Raw genomic sequence first — 16,229 nt, forward strand, 5'->3', positions numbered from 1 at the left:
ACCGCTAGCAGCAGCGGGCCTGCGGGTTGTGCTCCTTCTCGTCGGCCCGGTGACGTTCGAACGCGCGCCGGCTCATCGGCTCGACGCCCTCGCGCTCGCACCGGGCGACGTACTCGTCCCACTTCGCCTCCCCGGTCGCCTGGCGGAGCAGCCGCCAGGCGCCGGAGAAGCGATCCGAGACACGCTCGGCGAGCAGACTCATGAGACCGGCGCCTTCTGGGAGGCCTCCCACTCGCGTACGGCTTCCTTCTCCTCCTTGGTGGCGAAGAAGTCTGAGGGCGCGACGATCTTCGACTCGACCTTCGGTACCTCGGTGGTCGGCAACCCGCCGGCGCGGATCGCCTTGACCACAGTCACCGCGGCACCGGCGACGATCACGATCACCAGCACCGCGAATGCGGCCTGCAGGATGCCGGACTGGGTCGAGTTGTAGATGATCTGGTCGACGTCCGCGGGGGTCTTCGCAACCCCGTAGAGCTCACCGGCGTCGCGTGCCTCGCGCGCGGCAGAGGCCTGGGCGAAGTAGCCGATCGCGGGGTTGTCGCTGAACACCTTCTGCCAGCTCGCCGTCATGGTGACGATGAGGTCCCAGACCAGCGGGATGCCCGGCACCCACGCCCACTTGAGCTTGCCGTGCTTGATCAGCAGCGTCGTGGCCAGCGTCAGCGCGATCGCGGCGAGCAGCTGGTTGGCGATGCCGAAGAGCGGGAAGAGCTGGTTGATGCCGCCGAGCGGGTCACCGACGCCGATCCAGAGCATGTAGCCCCAGGCCAGTACGACCAGCGCGGAGGCCGACCAGGCCGCCGGCCGCCAGGAGGTGTCGGCGTAGCGCTTCCAGACGTTGCCGATCGTGTCCTGGAGCATGAACCGGCCCACGCGAGTGCCGGCGTCGACGGCGGTCAGGATGAAGAGCGCCTCGAACATGATCGCGAAGTGGTACCAGAAGGCGGCCAGGCCGCCACCGAACGCCTCGGTGAAGATCAGCGACATCCCGAACGCCAGGGTCGGGGCGCCACCGGTGCGGGAGATGATCGACTCCTCCACGCTGGCCGCGGCTGCCTCGAGGTCGGCCGGGGTGATCGAGAAGCCGAGCCCGTTGACGAAGGCGGCCGCGGTCTCCGGGGTGCCGCCGGTTGCACCGGCGGAGGCGTTCATCGAGAAGTAGATGCCCTGGTCGATCACGGAGGCTGCGATGAGGGCGGAGATCGCGACGAACGACTCCATCAGCATGCCGCCGTAGCCGATCATGCGGACCTGCGACTCCTTGGCGACCATCTTCGGCGTCGTCCCCGAGGCGATCAGGGCGTGGAAGCCGGAGAGGGCGCCGCAGGCGATGGTGATGAAGACGAACGGGAACAGCGTGCCGGCGAAGACCGGACCCTCGCCGTTGGTGGCGAAGTCGGTGACGGCCTCGTTCTGCAGCACGGGGGCCGCGAGGACCAGGCCCACGGCGAGCAGCACGATGACGCCCACCTTCATGAAGGTGGAGAGGTAGTCACGCGGCGTGAGCAGCATCCACACCGGGAGGATGGAGGCGACGAAGCCGTAGACGACCAGGCAGATCACCAGCGTCTCGTGGGAGAGGGTGAGGGCGCCGGCCAGGCCCATCTCCTCGACGTACCCACCACCGATGATGGCCAGCAGCAGCAGCGCGACGCCGATGACGGTCACCTCGCTGACGCGGCCGGGGCGCAGGTAGCGCAGGTAGAAGCCCATGAAGAGCGCGATCGGGATGGTGAGACCGATCGAGAAGACACCCCACGGCGACTCCGCGAGGGCATTGACGACGACCAGCGCGAGCACCGCCAGGATGATGATCATGATCGCGAAGACGGCGATCAGCGCGGCCACGCCGGCGACGGTGCCGATCTCCTCACGCACCATCTGACCGAGGCTCTTGCCGTCGCGGCGCATCGAGAAGAACATCACGACCATGTCCTGCACGGCACCGGCGAAGATGACGCCGACGATGATCCAGATCGTGCCCGGCAGGTAACCCATCTGGGCGGCCAGCACCGGGCCGACCAGCGGGCCGGCGCCGGCGATCGCGGCGAAGTGGTGCCCGAAGAGCACTCGCCGGTCGGTGACGTCGAAGTCCTGCCCGTTCTCCAGCCGCTCGGCCGGGGTGGCCCGGGTGTCGTCGACCTTCAGCACCTTGTTGGCGATGAACTTCGAGTAGAACCGGTAGGCGATCGCGTACGAGGCCAGCGCGGCGAACAGGATCCACAGCGCCGAGACCTTCTCGCCTCGGGACAGGGCGAGCATGGCCCAGCAGACGGCGCCGACGACAGCGACGGCGGTCCAGATGGCGATTGCCCTCCAATTACGGGGCATGTTGGGCCCGGACCCTGGGCCCGAGCTGGTGGGGTTGGCGGTCGACGTCGACATGGTCTCCCTCTGATTCAGCGCGGTAACGGTCGTTGTGACCGCTGTCTCAGCCTAGTCTCAGGAAACCGCCTGGTGGGCGGGGGAGGGGCTACTGCCCGGTACGCCCGTCGATGACCTCGCGCAGCAGGTCGGCGTGGCCCGCGTGGCGGGCGTACTCCTCGATCATGTGGACCAGGATGTCGCGGATGCTGGTCGGCTCGTCGCCGCGGCCGACGTCACGGGTCTCGCCGAGCATCGTGTCGTCGATCGAGTCGAGCCACTCGTCGGCCGCCGCGACCTGCTCGCGCCAGCTCGCGAACGCCTCGTCGACCGACTCCTTGGTCGGCGCCACCCTGTGGAAGCCGCCGGTGGGGTCGTCGGCGTCGAACCGCGGCAGCTCGAGGTTCTCCTTCAGCACCCGCTGGAACCAGCTGTGCTCGACCCGCGCCATGTGGCGGATCAGCCCGAGCAGGCTCAGGTCGCTCGGCGGCACGCTCTGCTTGGCCAGATCCTCCGGACCGAGGTCCTCGCACTTGAGCTCGAGAGTGAGCCGGTAGTGGCGCAGGTAGTCCCGGTACGTCGCGAGCTCGCCGACGGCCTGCTGGTCCTGGTGGCGTGGATCCTCGCCCTCGGGAAGCCAGATTCCGCCGAAGCCCACCTGTCGCTGATCACTGCTCATGGGCTCACCCTCGCGGAACGAGCGCCCCCGCGCCAAATGAATTCAGCGGCCAGCGATTTCAGCCGGTGAAGCTGGGCGGCCGCTTCTCCAGGAACGCGTTGATGCCTTCGCGGCCGGAGGCCGAGCCTCCGAGCGCGGAGATCGACTGCGCCTCGCGGCGCAGCGCCGACTCGGGGTTGGGGTCGGCGACGTCGCGGATCAGGTGCTTCGTGCTCGCCAGCGCCTCTGGCGAGCCGGCGAGGAGGGTCGCGACGACCTCGTCCACGGTGGCGGCGAGGTCATCGGCCGGTACGACACGAGCGACCAGCCCGGCCTCGAGCGCCTCGGTCGCGGCGAGCATGTCGCCCAGCAGGGTCAGCCGCAGCACCCGGTGCAGGCCCAGGGTGTGCACGAGGAGCGACCCGCCGCCGTCGACCGACAGCCCGACCTTCGCGTAGGCCAGGCTGAACTTCGCCTTGTCGGCCGCGATCACGATGTCGGCGGCCGCGGCCAGCGGGAACCCGACCCCCGCCGCGGTGCCCTGGACGGCGCTGACCACGATCGCGTCGCAGCGGACGAGCTCGGTGATGATCCGGTTGGCGCCCTCGGCGAGCTCGAGGATGAACGGCCCCAGGTCGTCGGCCGCCGCGAACCCGGCCAGGTCACCGCCGACGGAGAAGTACTTCCCCTCCGCCGCCAGCACGATCACCCGCGCCGAGTCCGCCTTAGCCCGCAGGATCGCCGCCAGCATCTCCGCGCCCGCCTCGGGCTTGAAGACGTTGCCCTTGTCCGGGTTGGTCATCGTGATGCGGGCGCAACCGTCGGCGTACTCGTAGCGAATCAGGCTCATGCGCGCATCCTGCCAGGTGCCCCGACGAGGCGTCGGCACCCCGATATGGTCGCGTCGTGATCACGGTGCGCCGGGTGGCGGTTGAGGAGACGTATCCGTTGCGGGCGAAGGTGTTGCGCAACGGTGGGCCGCCGGAGGCTGCGAGAGTGCCGGGGGACGACGGTCCCGAGGTCGCTACGTACGCGGCGACGGATGCAGGCGGGAACATCGTCGGGTGCGTCGGACTCTTCCCGGAAGCATTTCCTGACCTGGCCGAACACCCCGGGAAGGGGTGGCGGATCCGGGGGATGGCGACGGCGGACGGGTGGCGCGGCCAGGGTGTCGGAGCCGAGGTGCTGCAGGCGGCGCTGGACCATGTCGCGGCCAGGGGCGGCGGGCTGGTCTGGTGCAACGCGCGTACGCCGGCGGCAGCCTTCTACGCGAGGGCCGGGTTCGTCGAGATCGGTGAGCCGTGGGACGACCCCGAGATCGGTCCGCACGTGCGGATGTGGCGCGCGGTGTAATCGGGTTCGCGTGGCGGGCGCCGGGCGGCGTACTCTCTTCCTTACAGGCGTTCGAGCCGTCATCAGCGGCGAGCCCCGGGAAGAAAGCCTTCGGGCAAGTAGAACCCGGCGGGAGTGGCCCGTCACAGCCGAGAATGAGTGGCCCTGGTTTCGACAAGCTCAACCACCGGTGGAGCGTGGCCGACCAGGACAAGCAGGGTGGTACCGCGGTCGAAAGATCGTCCCTGTGGTGAAGACAACCCACTACCACCCAGCAGGAGATGCGTCGATGGCCTATCCGAAGGTCAACTCAGCCAAAGTCCCGGCCAGCCCACGCTTCCCGGAGATCGAGACGCAGATTCTCGATTACTGGAAGAAGGACGGGACCTTCCAGGCGAGCATCGACAACCGTGACGCCGGGGAGAACGGCGAGAACGAGTTCGTCTTCTACGACGGGCCGCCGTTCGCCAACGGCCTGCCGCACTACGGCCACCTGCTGACCGGTTATGTGAAGGACATCGTCCCGCGCTACCAGACGATGCGCGGCAAGCGCGTCGAGCGGCGCTTCGGGTGGGACACCCACGGCCTGCCCGCCGAGCTCGAGGCGATGCGCCAGCTCGGCCTGAAGACGACCGACGAGATCGTCGAGATGGGCATCGACAAGTTCAACGCGGCCAGCCGCGCCTCGGTGCTGAAGTACACCGGCGAGTGGCGCGACTACGTCACCCGTCAGGCGCGCTGGGTGGACTTCGACAACGACTACAAGACCCTCAACCCCGACTACATGGAGTCGGTGATCTGGGCGTTCAAGACGCTCTACGACAAGGGCCTGGTCTATGAGGGTTTCCGTGTCCTGCCCTACTGCTGGCAGGACGAGACCCCGCTGTCCAACCATGAGCTGCGGATGGATGACGACGTCTACAAGGACCGCCAGGACCCGGCGGTCACCGTCGGCTATGCGATCGACGCCACCGGTGAGGACGAGGTCCTCGACAACGCCCACATCCTGATCTGGACCACCACGCCGTGGACCCTGCCGTCCAACCTCGCGGTCATGGTCGGCTCCGAGATCGACTACGTCGTGGTCGAGGGCCCGGTCCCGGGCACCGACAAGACGGCCAAGTACGTCCTCGCGGAGGCTCGCCTCGCGGCGTACCAGAAGGAGCTCTTCCCTGACGCCGACGAGGCGACGGTCCTGGGCCGCTACAAGGGAGCCGAGCTGCTCGGCCGCACCTACCAGCCGCCGTTCTCCTACTACGCCGGTCACCAGAACGCCTTCCGGATCGTGGCCGCCGACGACGCCGTCACCACCACGGACGGCACCGGGGTCGTCCACACTGCCGGTGCGTTCGGTGAGGTCGACAAGGAGGTGACCGACCGCGAGAACATCGAGGCGGTCATGCCGGTCGGCAAGGACGGGCGCTTCACCGCGCCGGTGGTCGACTACGCCGGTGTCCAGGTCTTCGACGCCAACCTGCAGATCATCGACCACCTCAAGTCGGTCACCCGCGGCGAGGCCGGGGGATCGGTGACCGCGGGCACGATCCTGCTCCGCCGCGAGTCCTACAACCACTCCTACCCGCACTGCTGGCGCTGCCGTCAGCCGCTGATCTACAAGGGTGTCTCGAGCTGGTTCGTCGAGGTCACCAAGATCAAGGACCGGATGCTCGAGCTCAACCAGCAGATCCGCTGGGTGCCCGAGCACATCCAGGACGGCCAGTTCGGCAAGTGGCTGGAGAACGCCCGCGACTGGTCGATCACCCGCAACCGTTTCTGGGGCTCGCCGGTGCCGGTGTGGAAGTCCGACGACCCGGCCTACCCGCGCCTGGACGTCTACGGCTCTTTCGAGGAGCTGGAGCGCGACTTCGGCACCCTGCCCAAGGACGCCGAGGGCAACCCCGACCTGCACCGTCCGTACGTCGACGACCTGGTCCGTCCCAACCCGGACGACCCGACCGGCAAGTCGATGATGCGCCGCGTCTCCGACGTCCTCGACGTCTGGTTCGACTCCGGGTCGATGTCGTTCGCCCAGAACCATGTCCCGTTCGAGAACGAGGAGTGGTTCCAGCACCACTTCCCGGGCGACTTCATCGTGGAGTACATCGGCCAGACCCGCGGCTGGTTCTACACCCTGCACATCCTGGCGACCGCGCTCTTCGACCGCCCGGCGTTCTCGAGCTGCATCAGCCACGGCATCGTGCTGGGCTCGGACGGGCAGAAGATGTCCAAGAGCCTGCGCAACTACCCCGACGTCAACGAGGTCTTCGACCGCGACGGCGCCGACGCGATGCGTTGGTTCCTGATGTCCTCGCCCATCCTTCGCGGCGGCAACCTGGTCGTCACCGAGCAGGGCATCCGGGACTCCGTACGCCAGGTGATGATCCCGCTGTGGAACAGCTGGTACTTCTTCCAGCTCTACGCCAACGCGGCCGACCTGGAGACCACCGGCTCGACGGCGTCCGAGGACCCGCTGGACCGCTACGTCCTGGCCAAGCTGCGCGACTACGTCGCCGAGATGACCTCGGCGATGGACGACTACTACGTCGCCGAGGCCTGCGAGGCGACCCAGCGGTTCATCGACGTGCTCACGAACTGGTACATCCGGCGGAGCCGCGAGCGGTTCTGGAACGAGGACAAGGCCGCCTTCGACACCCTCTACACGGTGCTGGAGACGGTGACCCGTCTGGTCGCGCCGCTGCTGCCGCTGACCACCGAGGAGATCTGGCGCGGTCTGACCGGTGGCCGCTCGGTGCACCTGGCCGACTACCCGGTCGTCGAGGACCTGCCGGCCGACGCCGACCTGGTCGCCCGGATGGACGCGGTCCGCACGGTCTGCTCCTCGACCTCCGCCCTGCGCAAGGCCCGCAAGCTCCGCAACCGCCTGCCGCTCGGCGGCCTGACGGTCGTCGGTGCCGACATCGCCGGCTTCGAGGAGATCGTCGCCGACGAGGTCAACGTCAAGTCCGTCCGGCTGCTCGCGGCCGACTCGGAGGAGGCCGGCACCTACGGCATCGAGCAGCGGCTCGCCGTCAACGCCCGCGCCGCCGGCCCGCGGCTGGGCAAGGACGTACAGAAGGCCATCAAGGGCTCCAAGTCCGGTGACTGGTCGGTCTCCGATTCCGGCGAGGTCGTCGCCGGAGGCTTGGCGCTGGAGGAGGGTGAATACACCCTCGAGACCGTCGCCGGCGCCGCCTCCGACGACATCGCCGTCTCGATGCTGCCAAGCGGGTTCATCGTCCTGGACACGGTCGTCACCCCCGAGCTCGCCGCCGAGGGCCTCGCCCGAGACCTGATCCGCGCGGTCCAGCAGGCCCGCAAGGACTCCGGCCTCAACGTCGAGGACCGCATCACCCTCTCGGTGGCCGGCTCCGAGACCGTACGCCAGGCAGCCACCACCCACGCCGACCTCATCGCCCGCGAGACCCTCGCCACGACGTACGACGTGGTCGAGTCGCTCGAGTGCAACCCGGTCGACCTGGGCGACGGCGAAAAGGCCCAGATCGCGGTCGCCAAGGCCTGATCTCTGTTGAACCCTAGGAGGGTGAGTCACGCCAGGCGTGACTCACCCTCCTAGGGTTCCGGGGCTTTACGTGGGATAACTGGGAGTGTGGAGGACTCGGGGGTCACCAGCGGTCACGAGGATGTCTGGGAGCGGGAGCATGCCGCCAGGCTGATGGAGGCGCAGCGACGTCAGCAGGATGGTGTGCTCAGCCATGCGCAGCTCACGGCCGGTGGGCTGACGCGCGCTGACATGATCAGGATGCAGCGGCGCAAGGAGATCGTGCGGGTGCATCGGCGGGTGTACGTCGATCACACGGGTCCGCTCACCTGGCACCAGCGCGCCTGGGCAGCTGTCCTCTATGCCGCACCCGCCTATGTGTGCGGCCCGAGCGTCGAGGCGCCCCGCGCGGAGCGGCCGATGGTGCCCGGGATGGTCCCCGACCCGATCCACGTCGCCATCGACCAGACTCGGCGGGTCGCGCCTCAGCCCGGCATCGTGATCCACCGGCTCACCAACCTCGAGACCCATGCCCACGGTGGCGTCCCGCCTCGCCTGAAGCTGGAGGACAACGCGCTGGCGATGGCGCACGACGCCCGCTCGGAGATCGACGCGATCGCTAGTCTCGCCGGCGTCGCTGGGCGGACTCATGTCACCGCCGGCTCGCTCCGTGGGGCGCTGAGTCGTTTTCCGTCCCTGCGCCGCCGTGCCTGGATCGCCAAGATCATCGACGATCTGGAGTCCGGCACGAACTCCGTTCTCGAGCACGGCTATCTCACCAAGGTCGAGCGCGTCCACGGGCTGCCACGGTCCGAGCGACAGACGGTCCGGGCGACGCCGAAGGGCAGTCAGTTCCGGGACGTGGAGTACGTGGCGTACGGGCTGGTCGTCGAGCTCGACGGAGCGTTGGGTCATGACACCTGGCGCGACCAGGCCCGCGATGCCGACCGGGTGCTCGACGACCTCGCAGCCACCCGCACCGTGACCGCGCGACTGCGCTGGCACCAGGTCTTCGAGACACCATGCCGAACCGCACAGGGCATCGCGAGAGTCCTGGCATCTCGTGGCTGGGCGGACTCTCCGAGGGCATGTGACGACGCCTGCCTGATAGCGCGGCAACCCTAGGAGACTTGATCACGGCAGACGTGATCGAGTCTCCTAGGGTCATCGAGAACGACGGCGCTGATCACCTGTTCGCACCTATCGTTGAACCGTGGAGAGGCCCACGCTCAAGGAGCTCGCCGTCCAAGCGCTGTCGTCGGTGGAGCATGGCTACGACCTGCTGGCGCCGAAGTTCGACGCGACCCCGTTCCGTACCCCGGACTGGATGCTCGCCGCGACCATCACGGCGCTGCGGGAGTACGGGCCGTTCGAGCGTGGCCTCGATGTGTGCACCGGTACGGGGGCGGGGCTGGAGCTGCTCGCGGAGGCGACCGGGGAGCGGCCGACGGGGGTCGACTTCAGCGTCGGGATGCTCGAGCAGGCCAGGGCCGCGCACCCCGACGCCGACCTGGTTCGGGCGGATGCTCGCGCGCTGCCGTTCGAGGCTGCGTACGACCTGGTGGTGAGCTTCGGGGCGCTGGGGCACTTCCTGCCGGAGGAGCGGCCGGAGCTCTTCGACGGCATCCATCGGGCGCTGCGGCCGGGCGGGGTGTTCGCGCTGCCGGTCAGCAGGGCGCCGGGGCCGACCCACCCGGCCTACTGGCTGCTCTCCGGCTTCGACCTGGTGATGCGGGTGCGCAACGCGGTGTGGCGGCCGAAGTTCGTCATGTACTACCGCACCCATCCCAGGCCGGCGCTCTTCGCCGACCTTGCCAACGCCGGGTTCACGGTCGAGACGACGCCGATGCCCGGTGTCGGCGAGCTGATCATCGCTCGCCGACCACCGGGCTGACGTCCGCAGACACCTCAGGCGCGGCGCGGGTTGCGCTCCGCCAGCCGGGCGGCGATCACGGGGACGATCACGGCCGCGGCGACGAGGTGGGAGATCACCAGCATGATGTTGGTGGCGTAGGAGTCGGTGACGGCGATCAGGCTGGGCACCATCGAGAGCGCCGTCAGGGTCCAGGCGGTGCGCTTCCAGGTGGAGCGGGGGCGCTTGGCGAAGCGGTCCAGGCACACGGCGATGATGATGCCGATCAGACCGAGCTCGGCGACGGCCCAGGCGAGCCCGGTCGCGGGGATCGCGGCGGGCTCGACGCCGGTGCCGGGGAGGGCGACGTTGAACGGCACCCCGACCGCGCGGGCGAAGAACTCGTAGACGCCGGTGACCAGGGCGCCGACAAGGACGGCGGTGACACTGACGAGCCAGACCGGCATCCGCGCTGCGAACTGACCGCGGGAGGTGGTCGTGGCCTGGGTGTAGGTGCTGGTGCTCATGATGGTGCCTCTCATCTGGTGGTGGTTTTGTCGCGGTCCGTCTGGCCGCTTCTCACTCACTCCACGAACGGCTCGACACCGATCCGACAGGTTCCCGGAAAAAAGTTCTGCACGACGAAGATCACACCCTCCAGGGCTTACATCCCAAGGTAAGTTAGGTGAGCCTTAACCGGCATGACCCGCAAACCTCGGATCGCGAAGCTGCTGAGCCCCCTGATCGGGCTGTTCGGCCTCCTGTTCATCGCCAGTGGCGCCGCCACCTACTACCTGGCCCACACCCAGCTGAAGGCGCAGGAGATCACCGTCGCCGACGACGCCTCCTTCCTCGCCGGTGACAACGTCGACGGCCCGTTCTCCGCCTACGCCCAGGCGGCCACCGTCGAGAAGCACGCCCTGGGGATCACCAAGGGCAAGACGTACGCCGAGCTCGCACAGGAGGACCCGATCCGCGCGGTCGCGGCGGAGTCGTCGTTCGTACGCGCCTCTCTGTTGACCGCGGTCACCGCGTTCGGCCTCTCGGCGCTGGTCGCGGGCCTGGGCGTCGTGCTGCTCTTCGTCGCGTTCGCGCTCGGTTCACTGACCCGAGCCGTCGCACCTGTGAAGAAGAAGTCGGCGGAGGAGCCCGACGGCCTCGAGCCGGCCACCGCCTGACCCCCGCCCATTCGCCAACGGGCCCGGGAAGGCATCGCCTTCCCGGGCCCGTTCTTCCGTTCTCAGCCCAGGCGCCGGAACGCGCGGACGGAGAGCGGGACGAAGACCGCCAGCAGAACCGCGGGCCAGGCCAGCGCCAAAAGGGTCGCGTGGTCGGCGAGCACCCCGGAGGTGATCCCGGTCGGGTTGCCGAAGAGGTCGCGGCAGGCGGTGGCGGTCGCCGAGACCGGGTTCCAGGAGGCCAGGAAGCCGAGCCAGCCGGGCATCGTCTCGGGCGAGACGAACAGGCTCGAGCAGAACCCCAGCGGCCACACCAGCACCTGCACCATCGTCAGCGCACCCTCCATCCGCAGGGTCAGCCCGAGGAAGATGCCCAGCCACAGCATCGCCAGCCGCAGCCAGAGCAGGAGCCCGACCGCGGCGACCGCCTCGAGGAACGAGCCCTCGATCCGCCACCCGATCAACAGCCCGCCGAGCATCAGGACACCCAGCTGGACCGCCGAGTTGCCCAGGTCGGCGATCGCTCGCCCCAGCGGCACCGCGAGACCGCTCATCGGCAGCGACCGGAACCGGTTGGTGACGCCGCGCTTGGTGTCCTCGGTGACCACGGCCATGGTGCCGTCGATGCCGAACATCATCGTCAGCGCGAGCACTCCGGGCAGCAGATAGGGCAGGTACGACCCGCCGCCCGGCATCTCGATCGCGCCGCCGAACAGGTAGCCGAAGATCAGCAGCATCATGATCGCGAACAGGATCCCGAAGATCGGTCCCCACGGCTCGCGCTGCCAGTGCTTGAGGTCGCGGAGCGTGATCACCCAGGTCTGGGTCACGGTCTGTCGCAGGGTCGAGGCGATGGCGGTCATCGGGCGGCTCCTTCGCGATCGTGTGCGGGTTCGGGGGCGGTCAAGTGGAGGAACACCTCGTCCAAGGTCGGTCTGCGCAGCAGCACGTCGTCGACCGTGATGCCGGCGGAGTCGAGGGTGCGTACGACCTCCACGACCGCGGCACCGCCGCCAGCCGCGCCGGCCTCGACGGTGACCTCGTGCCGGTCGGGGTCGACGACGGCGGCGGAGCCGAGGACGCCGGCCATCCGGGCGAGGTCGTCGGGCCCGGTCGCGGTGATGATCACCCGGTCGCCGCCGAGATCGCTCTTGAGGACCGACGGGGTGCCCTCGGCGATCACCCGGCCCGCGCCGAGCACGGTGACCATGCCGGCGAGCTGGTCGGCCTCGTCCAGGTACTGGGTGGTCAGCAGCACCGTCGTCCCGTCGGCGACCACCTGCCGCACCATCTCCCAGACCTCGTGACGGCCGCGCGGGTCCAGCCCGGTGGTCGGCTCGTCGAGGAAGAGGATCCGCGGACGGGTGACCAGGCCGGCGGCGATGTCGAGGCGCCGCCGCATCCCGCCGGAGTAGCCCGAGACCTTCCGGTCGGCGGCCTCGGTGAGGCCGAAGGCGTCGAGGAGCTCGCCGGCGCGGCGTACGGCATCGGGTTTCGAGAGGCCGTGCAGACGGCCGAACATCACCAGGTTCTCCCGGCCGTGGAGGGCCTCGTCGAGCGCGGCGCTCTGGCCGACCAGGCCGATCGTGGAGCGGACCCGGGCGGGATGGCGTACGGCATCATGGCCGCCCACACGCACTTCACCGGCATCAGGCCGGGTCAGGGTCGCGAAGACGTTCACCGCGGTCGACTTGCCGGCGCCGTTGGGCCCGAGCAGGGCGTGCACGGTGCCGGCGGCGACGTCGAGGTCGAGGCCGTCGAGGGCATGGGTGTCGCGGTAGCGCTTGCGCACGCCGCGCGCGGACAGGGGAGTCGAGGTCATCGGCCCACCTCGATCCGGAACACGCCGCAGCGGCCGGCGACCGCCTCGAACGCCTCCGGCGTCACCGCCGTGACCACGCCGGCGTCGAGCATGATCTTCGCGCCGTCCGTCATCCGCTCCGGCCAGGCCCGGAGCACGGCCAACGCCTCCTCGCCCTCCACCTCCACGAGACGCACCTCCTCGGTGTTCTTGCCGATCCGGAGAGTGGCGCGACCGGCGGCGGCACGTACGTTGCGGGCCCAGTCGGCTCCCGGAAAGCCCTCGAGCAGGTAGCGGCGTCCGTTCAGGTCCAGGACCGAGAGCGGGGTGCTGCGGGGTTTGCCGCTCGCGCGGCCCGGCACGGTGAGCACCGGCAGGTCCTTCATCCCGATCCCGGTCTTCGACAGGGTCATGAAGACCTTGTTCATCGGCTTGAGCCAGCGCGGCGGGACCGGCTTCGCGTCGTTCGGCATACACGTTCCTCCAATTTCGTACGCTGTACGAAGATGTCAACGGAGTGACTGTAGCATTTGTTCCGTACAACGTACGAAATTATTTCGGATGAGGTTACGATGAGCGACGTGCCGGACCAGCCAGACCAGTCGGACCCCTCCCTGCGCCTGCTGTGGCGCCATCGGGCGGGTGCGCGTGAGGAGCCGAAGACCAAGCGCGGCCCGAAGCAGAAGGTGAGCGTCGACGAGATCGTCGACGCCGCGATCGACCTGGCCGACGCCGAGGGCCTGGCCGCCGTCACGATGCGCGCGATCGCGCAGCGCTTCGGCCTGGGGGCGATGACGCTCTACTCCTACGTGCCCAACCGGGACGCGCTGCTGGTGCTCATGGCCGACCAGGTGACCGGCCGCGCCGAGCTTCCGGAGCTGCCCGAGGATCCGCGCAGGCGCCTCGAGCTGGTCGCAAACCTCACGCACGACGAGCTCCGGGCCCATCCGTGGCTGCTCGAGGTGCAGGACGTACGCCCCTGGCTGGGTCCGAACATGAGCGACCGCTACGAGTGGCAGCTGCAGGCCGTCGAAGGCCTCGGGCTCTCCGACCTGGAGATGGACCAGACGGTCGCCGTGCTGGTTGGCTTCGCGGGCAACATCGCCCGCAGCGAGCTCATGAAGCGCCGCGCCGAGCAGGTCACCGGGATGACCGAGTCAGAGTGGTGGGAGGCCAACTACGACACGCTGAGCGAGGTCATGGCGGGCAGCCACTATCCGCTGGCCAACCGGGTCGGCACCGCTGCCGGCGAGGCCTATCAGGCCGCCACCGACCCCGCGCGCGAGCTCGACTACGGGCTGGCCCGGATCATCGACGGCGTGCTCGCGCACGTGGGCCGCCGGTCAACCGGTGCGGCCGACGAACTCTCATGAAGGGCTGGTTGACTAGCGCCTGTGACAACCAGTCCTGACACTCCTGAGATCGACCTGACGACCGACGTGGTGACGCTGACCCGGCAGCTGATGGACATCAACTCGGTGAGCCTCAACGAGCTCGAGCTGGCCGACGCCGTGGAGCGGGCGCTGGCTGCGTACGACCACCTCGTCGTCGAGCGGCGGGGCAACTCGATCGTGGCGCGCACCGACCTCGGCCTCCCCGAGCGCGTCGTCATCGCCGGCCATCTCGACACGGTGCCGGTCAACGGCAACTTCCCGAGCCGCCTCGACGAGGCCACCGGCATCCTGCACGGCCTTGGCGCGTGTGACATGAAGTCCGGCGACGCGGTCATCCTCAAGCTCGCCGCGACCCTCCGGACGCCCAACCGCGACGTGACGTACGTCTTCTACGACGCGGAGGAGATCGAGGCCGTCCACAACGGTCTCGGCAAGCTAGCTGCCAGCGAGCCCGACCTGCTCGCCGGAGACTTCGCGATCCTGATGGAGCCCTCGAACGCCGGAGTCGAGGCCGGCTGCCAGGGCACCCTGCGGGTCGAGGTACGCACCACCGGCGAGCGCTCCCACAGCGCCCGCTCCTGGCGCGGCGTCAACGCGATCCACAAGGCCGGCGAGGTGCTGCGCCGCCTGGAGTCGTACGTCCCGCGCAAGCCGGTCATCGACGGGCTGGAGTTTCACGAGGGCCTCAACGCGGTCTTCGTCGCCGGGGGAGTGGCGGGCAACGTGATCCCCGACGAGTGCGTGGTGACGGTCAACTTCCGCTTCGCGCCGGACCGCAGCGAGGAGGAGGCGCTGGTGTTCGTGACCGACTTCTTCGAGGGCTACGACGTCACCCTGACCGACTCGGCCCCGGGCGCGCTGCCGGGCCTGGACCGTCCCGCGGCCAAGGCCTTCATCGAGTCGGTCGGCGGCGAGGTCGGACCCAAGTTCGGCTGGACCGATGTGGCGCGGTTCACGGTTCTCGGCATACCGGCGGTCAACTATGGTCCAGGTGACCCGATGTTCGCCCACAAGGCCGACGAGCACGTGCGGATCTCCGAGATCACCACCTGCGAGCAGGCCCTTCGTGATTGGTTGACCGCATGACCCGACGCAGCGGCTCCGGCCCACGCCCCACCAAGGGACGCCCCGCCGGCAGCACCACCGACCAGCGACTGCTGGACAGCTCCGGCCACGGCGACTGGGTCCACACCGATCCGTGGCGGGTCATGAAGATCCAGGCCGAGTTCGTCGAGGGGTTCAACGACCTCTCCGAGATCGGCCCGGCGATCAGCGTCTTCGGGTCGGCGCGCACGCCCCAGGACCACCCGACCTACGCCCAGGCCGAGGCGGTCGGCCGCGGCCTGGCCGAGGCCGGCTTCGTGGTGATCACCGGCGGTGGCCCGGGCACGATGGAGGCGGCCAACAAGGGCGCTCTCGAGGCCGGTGGCGAGTCGATCGGCCTCGGCATCGAGCTGCCCTTCGAGGCCAGGCTCAACGACTACGTCAGCTTCGGGCTCAACTTCCGCTACTTCTTCGTGCGGAAGATGATGTTCGTGAAGTACTCCCAGGGCTACATCGTCATGCCCGGCGGGCTCGGCACCATGGACGAGCTCTTCGAGGCGATGACGCTCTCCCAGACCAAGAAGATCACCCAGTTCCCGATCGTGCTGATGGGCGTGGAGCACTGGCAGGGACTGCTCGACTGGATGCGCGAGACCATGCTGGCCGACGGCCGGATCAAGCAGAGCGACCTGGACATGATCACCCTCACCGACGACGTGGACGAGGCGGTCGAGCTGATGTTGAAGGCGCGTGACTGACGGATGGGCTGGATCTTCGCGGCACTCATCGTGCTGGCTCTCGGAGGAGTCGCCCTCGTAGCCGCCGGGACAGGCGCGCCGATGGGGGAGGAGTACGGCGACCAGCCCGACGCTCTGGTGCCCCGCGACCGCGTCCTGGAAGCGGCGGACCTGCGTCACGTACGTTTCTCGGTGGCCTTCCGCGGCTACCGGATGGACGAGGTGGACGCTCTGATCGCCCGCCTTGCCGAGGAGGCAGAATGGCGTGAGTCGACCGCGGCCGGGGATGCCGGTGCCGAGGTCGGAGTCGGGGGACTCACATCACAATCGCCCGAGCCCGATTCGGGCTCGCCCGACGTCTAGGACA

General features: G+C 68.9%; 17 protein-coding genes. 9 read left to right on the plus strand and 8 right to left on the minus strand.

Annotation, left to right across the window (positions count from 1 at the left end):
- Window positions 1-4: 4 nt before the first annotated feature.
- From OG801_RS22250 to OG801_RS22265, 4 genes are all read right to left on the minus strand, one after another.
- On the minus strand, window positions 5-202 hold the full coding sequence (locus tag OG801_RS22250) for a YbdD/YjiX family protein (RefSeq protein ID WP_355018595.1): 198 nt from the start codon (window positions 200-202) through the stop codon (window positions 5-7).
- Complete coding sequence (locus OG801_RS22255) at window positions 199-2,334, minus strand: carbon starvation CstA family protein (RefSeq protein WP_406031454.1); 2,136 nt, start codon at window positions 2,332-2,334, stop codon at window positions 199-201. The genes OG801_RS22250 and OG801_RS22255 overlap by 4 nt, the downstream gene beginning before the upstream one ends.
- 142 nt (window positions 2,335-2,476) lie before the next feature.
- Window positions 2,477-3,046: a DinB family protein gene (locus OG801_RS22260; protein WP_355018597.1), complete on the minus strand. Its 570-nt coding sequence runs from the start codon at window positions 3,044-3,046 to the stop codon at window positions 2,477-2,479.
- Between the two features lie 58 nt (window positions 3,047-3,104).
- The gene (locus OG801_RS22265; protein ID WP_406031455.1) at window positions 3,105-3,875 is read right to left on the minus strand and encodes an enoyl-CoA hydratase/isomerase family protein; all 771 of its coding nucleotides are present in this window, start codon (window positions 3,873-3,875) and stop codon (window positions 3,105-3,107) included.
- 56 nt (window positions 3,876-3,931) lie between these two features.
- Between OG801_RS22265 and OG801_RS22270 the strand changes: the two genes are divergently transcribed.
- The 4 genes from OG801_RS22270 (at window position 3,932) to OG801_RS22285 (ending at window position 9,750) form a co-directional block, all read left to right on the plus strand.
- A complete protein-coding gene (locus OG801_RS22270; RefSeq protein ID WP_406031456.1) occupies window positions 3,932-4,378 on the plus strand; it encodes a GNAT family N-acetyltransferase in 447 nt (148 codons plus the stop codon).
- A gap of 268 nt (window positions 4,379-4,646) precedes the next feature.
- Window positions 4,647-7,877: an isoleucine--tRNA ligase gene (gene ileS / locus OG801_RS22275; RefSeq protein WP_406031457.1), complete on the plus strand. Its 3,231-nt coding sequence runs from the start codon at window positions 4,647-4,649 to the stop codon at window positions 7,875-7,877.
- Window positions 7,878-7,964: 87 nt separating this feature from the next.
- Window positions 7,965-8,981: a hypothetical protein gene (locus OG801_RS22280; RefSeq protein ID WP_406031458.1), complete on the plus strand. Its 1,017-nt coding sequence runs from the start codon at window positions 7,965-7,967 to the stop codon at window positions 8,979-8,981.
- An 88-nt stretch (window positions 8,982-9,069) separates the two neighbouring features.
- Window positions 9,070-9,750, plus strand: a complete 681-nt coding sequence (locus OG801_RS22285) for a class I SAM-dependent methyltransferase (RefSeq protein ID WP_406031459.1) — start codon at window positions 9,070-9,072, stop codon at window positions 9,748-9,750.
- A gap of 14 nt (window positions 9,751-9,764) precedes the next feature.
- Here OG801_RS22285 and OG801_RS22290 read toward each other — a convergent pair whose 3' ends face one another.
- Complete coding sequence (locus tag OG801_RS22290; RefSeq protein ID WP_406031460.1) at window positions 9,765-10,235, minus strand: DUF6069 family protein; 471 nt, start codon at window positions 10,233-10,235, stop codon at window positions 9,765-9,767.
- Window positions 10,236-10,409: 174 nt separating this feature from the next.
- Here OG801_RS22290 and OG801_RS22295 point away from each other — a divergent pair, with 174 nt between their 5' ends.
- Window positions 10,410-10,886 (plus strand): aromatic ring-opening dioxygenase LigA, encoded by a 477-nt coding sequence (locus OG801_RS22295; RefSeq protein WP_355018604.1) that lies wholly within the window; start codon window positions 10,410-10,412, stop codon window positions 10,884-10,886.
- A 62-nt stretch (window positions 10,887-10,948) separates the two neighbouring features.
- On the opposite strand, the gene OG801_RS22300 is transcribed toward OG801_RS22295, so the two are convergent.
- Genes OG801_RS22300 through OG801_RS22310 form a run of 3 tightly spaced genes read right to left on the minus strand, consistent with a single transcriptional unit; the run spans window position 10,949 to window position 13,160 of the window.
- On the minus strand, window positions 10,949-11,749 hold the full coding sequence (locus OG801_RS22300) for an ABC transporter permease (RefSeq protein WP_406031461.1): 801 nt from the start codon (window positions 11,747-11,749) through the stop codon (window positions 10,949-10,951).
- On the minus strand, window positions 11,746-12,708 hold the full coding sequence (locus OG801_RS22305; RefSeq protein WP_406031462.1) for an ATP-binding cassette domain-containing protein: 963 nt from the start codon (window positions 12,706-12,708) through the stop codon (window positions 11,746-11,748). Before OG801_RS22305 ends, OG801_RS22300 begins: the two co-directional genes overlap by 4 nt.
- Window positions 12,705-13,160 (minus strand): nitroreductase/quinone reductase family protein, encoded by a 456-nt coding sequence (locus OG801_RS22310; protein WP_406031463.1) that lies wholly within the window; start codon window positions 13,158-13,160, stop codon window positions 12,705-12,707. Before OG801_RS22310 ends, OG801_RS22305 begins: the two co-directional genes overlap by 4 nt.
- A 99-nt stretch (window positions 13,161-13,259) precedes the next feature.
- Between OG801_RS22310 and OG801_RS22315 the strand changes: the two genes are divergently transcribed.
- From OG801_RS22315 to OG801_RS22330, 4 genes are read left to right on the plus strand one after another with little or no spacing between them, the layout of a single operon-like run.
- The gene (locus OG801_RS22315; protein ID WP_406031464.1) at window positions 13,260-14,060 is read left to right on the plus strand and encodes a TetR/AcrR family transcriptional regulator; all 801 of its coding nucleotides are present in this window, start codon (window positions 13,260-13,262) and stop codon (window positions 14,058-14,060) included.
- A gap of 21 nt (window positions 14,061-14,081) precedes the next feature.
- On the plus strand, window positions 14,082-15,167 hold the full coding sequence (dapE, locus tag OG801_RS22320) for a succinyl-diaminopimelate desuccinylase (RefSeq protein ID WP_406031465.1): 1,086 nt from the start codon (window positions 14,082-14,084) through the stop codon (window positions 15,165-15,167).
- Window positions 15,164-15,883 carry a TIGR00730 family Rossman fold protein gene (locus tag OG801_RS22325; protein ID WP_355018610.1) on the plus strand — a complete coding sequence of 240 codons (720 nt, stop codon included), beginning with the start codon at window positions 15,164-15,166 and terminating at the stop codon, window positions 15,881-15,883. The genes dapE and OG801_RS22325 overlap by 4 nt, the downstream gene beginning before the upstream one ends.
- A gap of 3 nt (window positions 15,884-15,886) precedes the next feature.
- Window positions 15,887-16,225 carry a DivIVA domain-containing protein gene (locus OG801_RS22330; protein ID WP_355018611.1) on the plus strand — a complete coding sequence of 113 codons (339 nt, stop codon included), beginning with the start codon at window positions 15,887-15,889 and terminating at the stop codon, window positions 16,223-16,225.
- The last annotated feature ends 4 nt before the right edge of the window (window positions 16,226-16,229 follow it).

The sequence above is a fragment of the Nocardioides sp. NBC_00163 genome (genome assembly GCF_045206295.1).
Taxonomy (GTDB): domain Bacteria; phylum Actinomycetota; class Actinomycetes; order Propionibacteriales; family Nocardioidaceae; genus Nocardioides.

Bases quoted from the DNA above. Each gene is read 5' to 3' on its own strand.
- OG801_RS22250 (WP_355018595.1), bottom strand. From the start codon at position 202: ATGAGTCTGCTCGCCGAGCGTGTCTCGGATCGCTTCTCCGGCGCCTGG.
- OG801_RS22255 (WP_406031454.1), bottom strand. From the start codon at position 2,334: ATGCCCCGTAATTGGAGGGCAATCGCCATCTGGACCGCCGTCGCTGTC.
- OG801_RS22260 (WP_355018597.1), bottom strand. From the start codon at position 3,046: ATGAGCAGTGATCAGCGACAGGTGGGCTTCGGCGGAATCTGGCTTCCC.
- OG801_RS22265 (WP_406031455.1), bottom strand. From the start codon at position 3,875: ATGAGCCTGATTCGCTACGAGTACGCCGACGGTTGCGCCCGCATCACG.
- ileS (WP_406031457.1), top strand. From the start codon at position 4,647: ATGGCCTATCCGAAGGTCAACTCAGCCAAAGTCCCGGCCAGCCCACGC.
- OG801_RS22290 (WP_406031460.1), bottom strand. From the start codon at position 10,235: ATGAGCACCAGCACCTACACCCAGGCCACGACCACCTCCCGCGGTCAG.
- OG801_RS22295 (WP_355018604.1), top strand. From the start codon at position 10,410: ATGACCCGCAAACCTCGGATCGCGAAGCTGCTGAGCCCCCTGATCGGG.
- OG801_RS22300 (WP_406031461.1), bottom strand. From the start codon at position 11,749: ATGACCGCCATCGCCTCGACCCTGCGACAGACCGTGACCCAGACCTGG.
- OG801_RS22305 (WP_406031462.1), bottom strand. From the start codon at position 12,708: ATGACCTCGACTCCCCTGTCCGCGCGCGGCGTGCGCAAGCGCTACCGC.
- OG801_RS22310 (WP_406031463.1), bottom strand. From the start codon at position 13,160: ATGCCGAACGACGCGAAGCCGGTCCCGCCGCGCTGGCTCAAGCCGATG.
- OG801_RS22315 (WP_406031464.1), top strand. From the start codon at position 13,260: ATGAGCGACGTGCCGGACCAGCCAGACCAGTCGGACCCCTCCCTGCGC.
- OG801_RS22325 (WP_355018610.1), top strand. From the start codon at position 15,164: ATGACCCGACGCAGCGGCTCCGGCCCACGCCCCACCAAGGGACGCCCC.
- OG801_RS22330 (WP_355018611.1), top strand. From the start codon at position 15,887: ATGGGCTGGATCTTCGCGGCACTCATCGTGCTGGCTCTCGGAGGAGTC.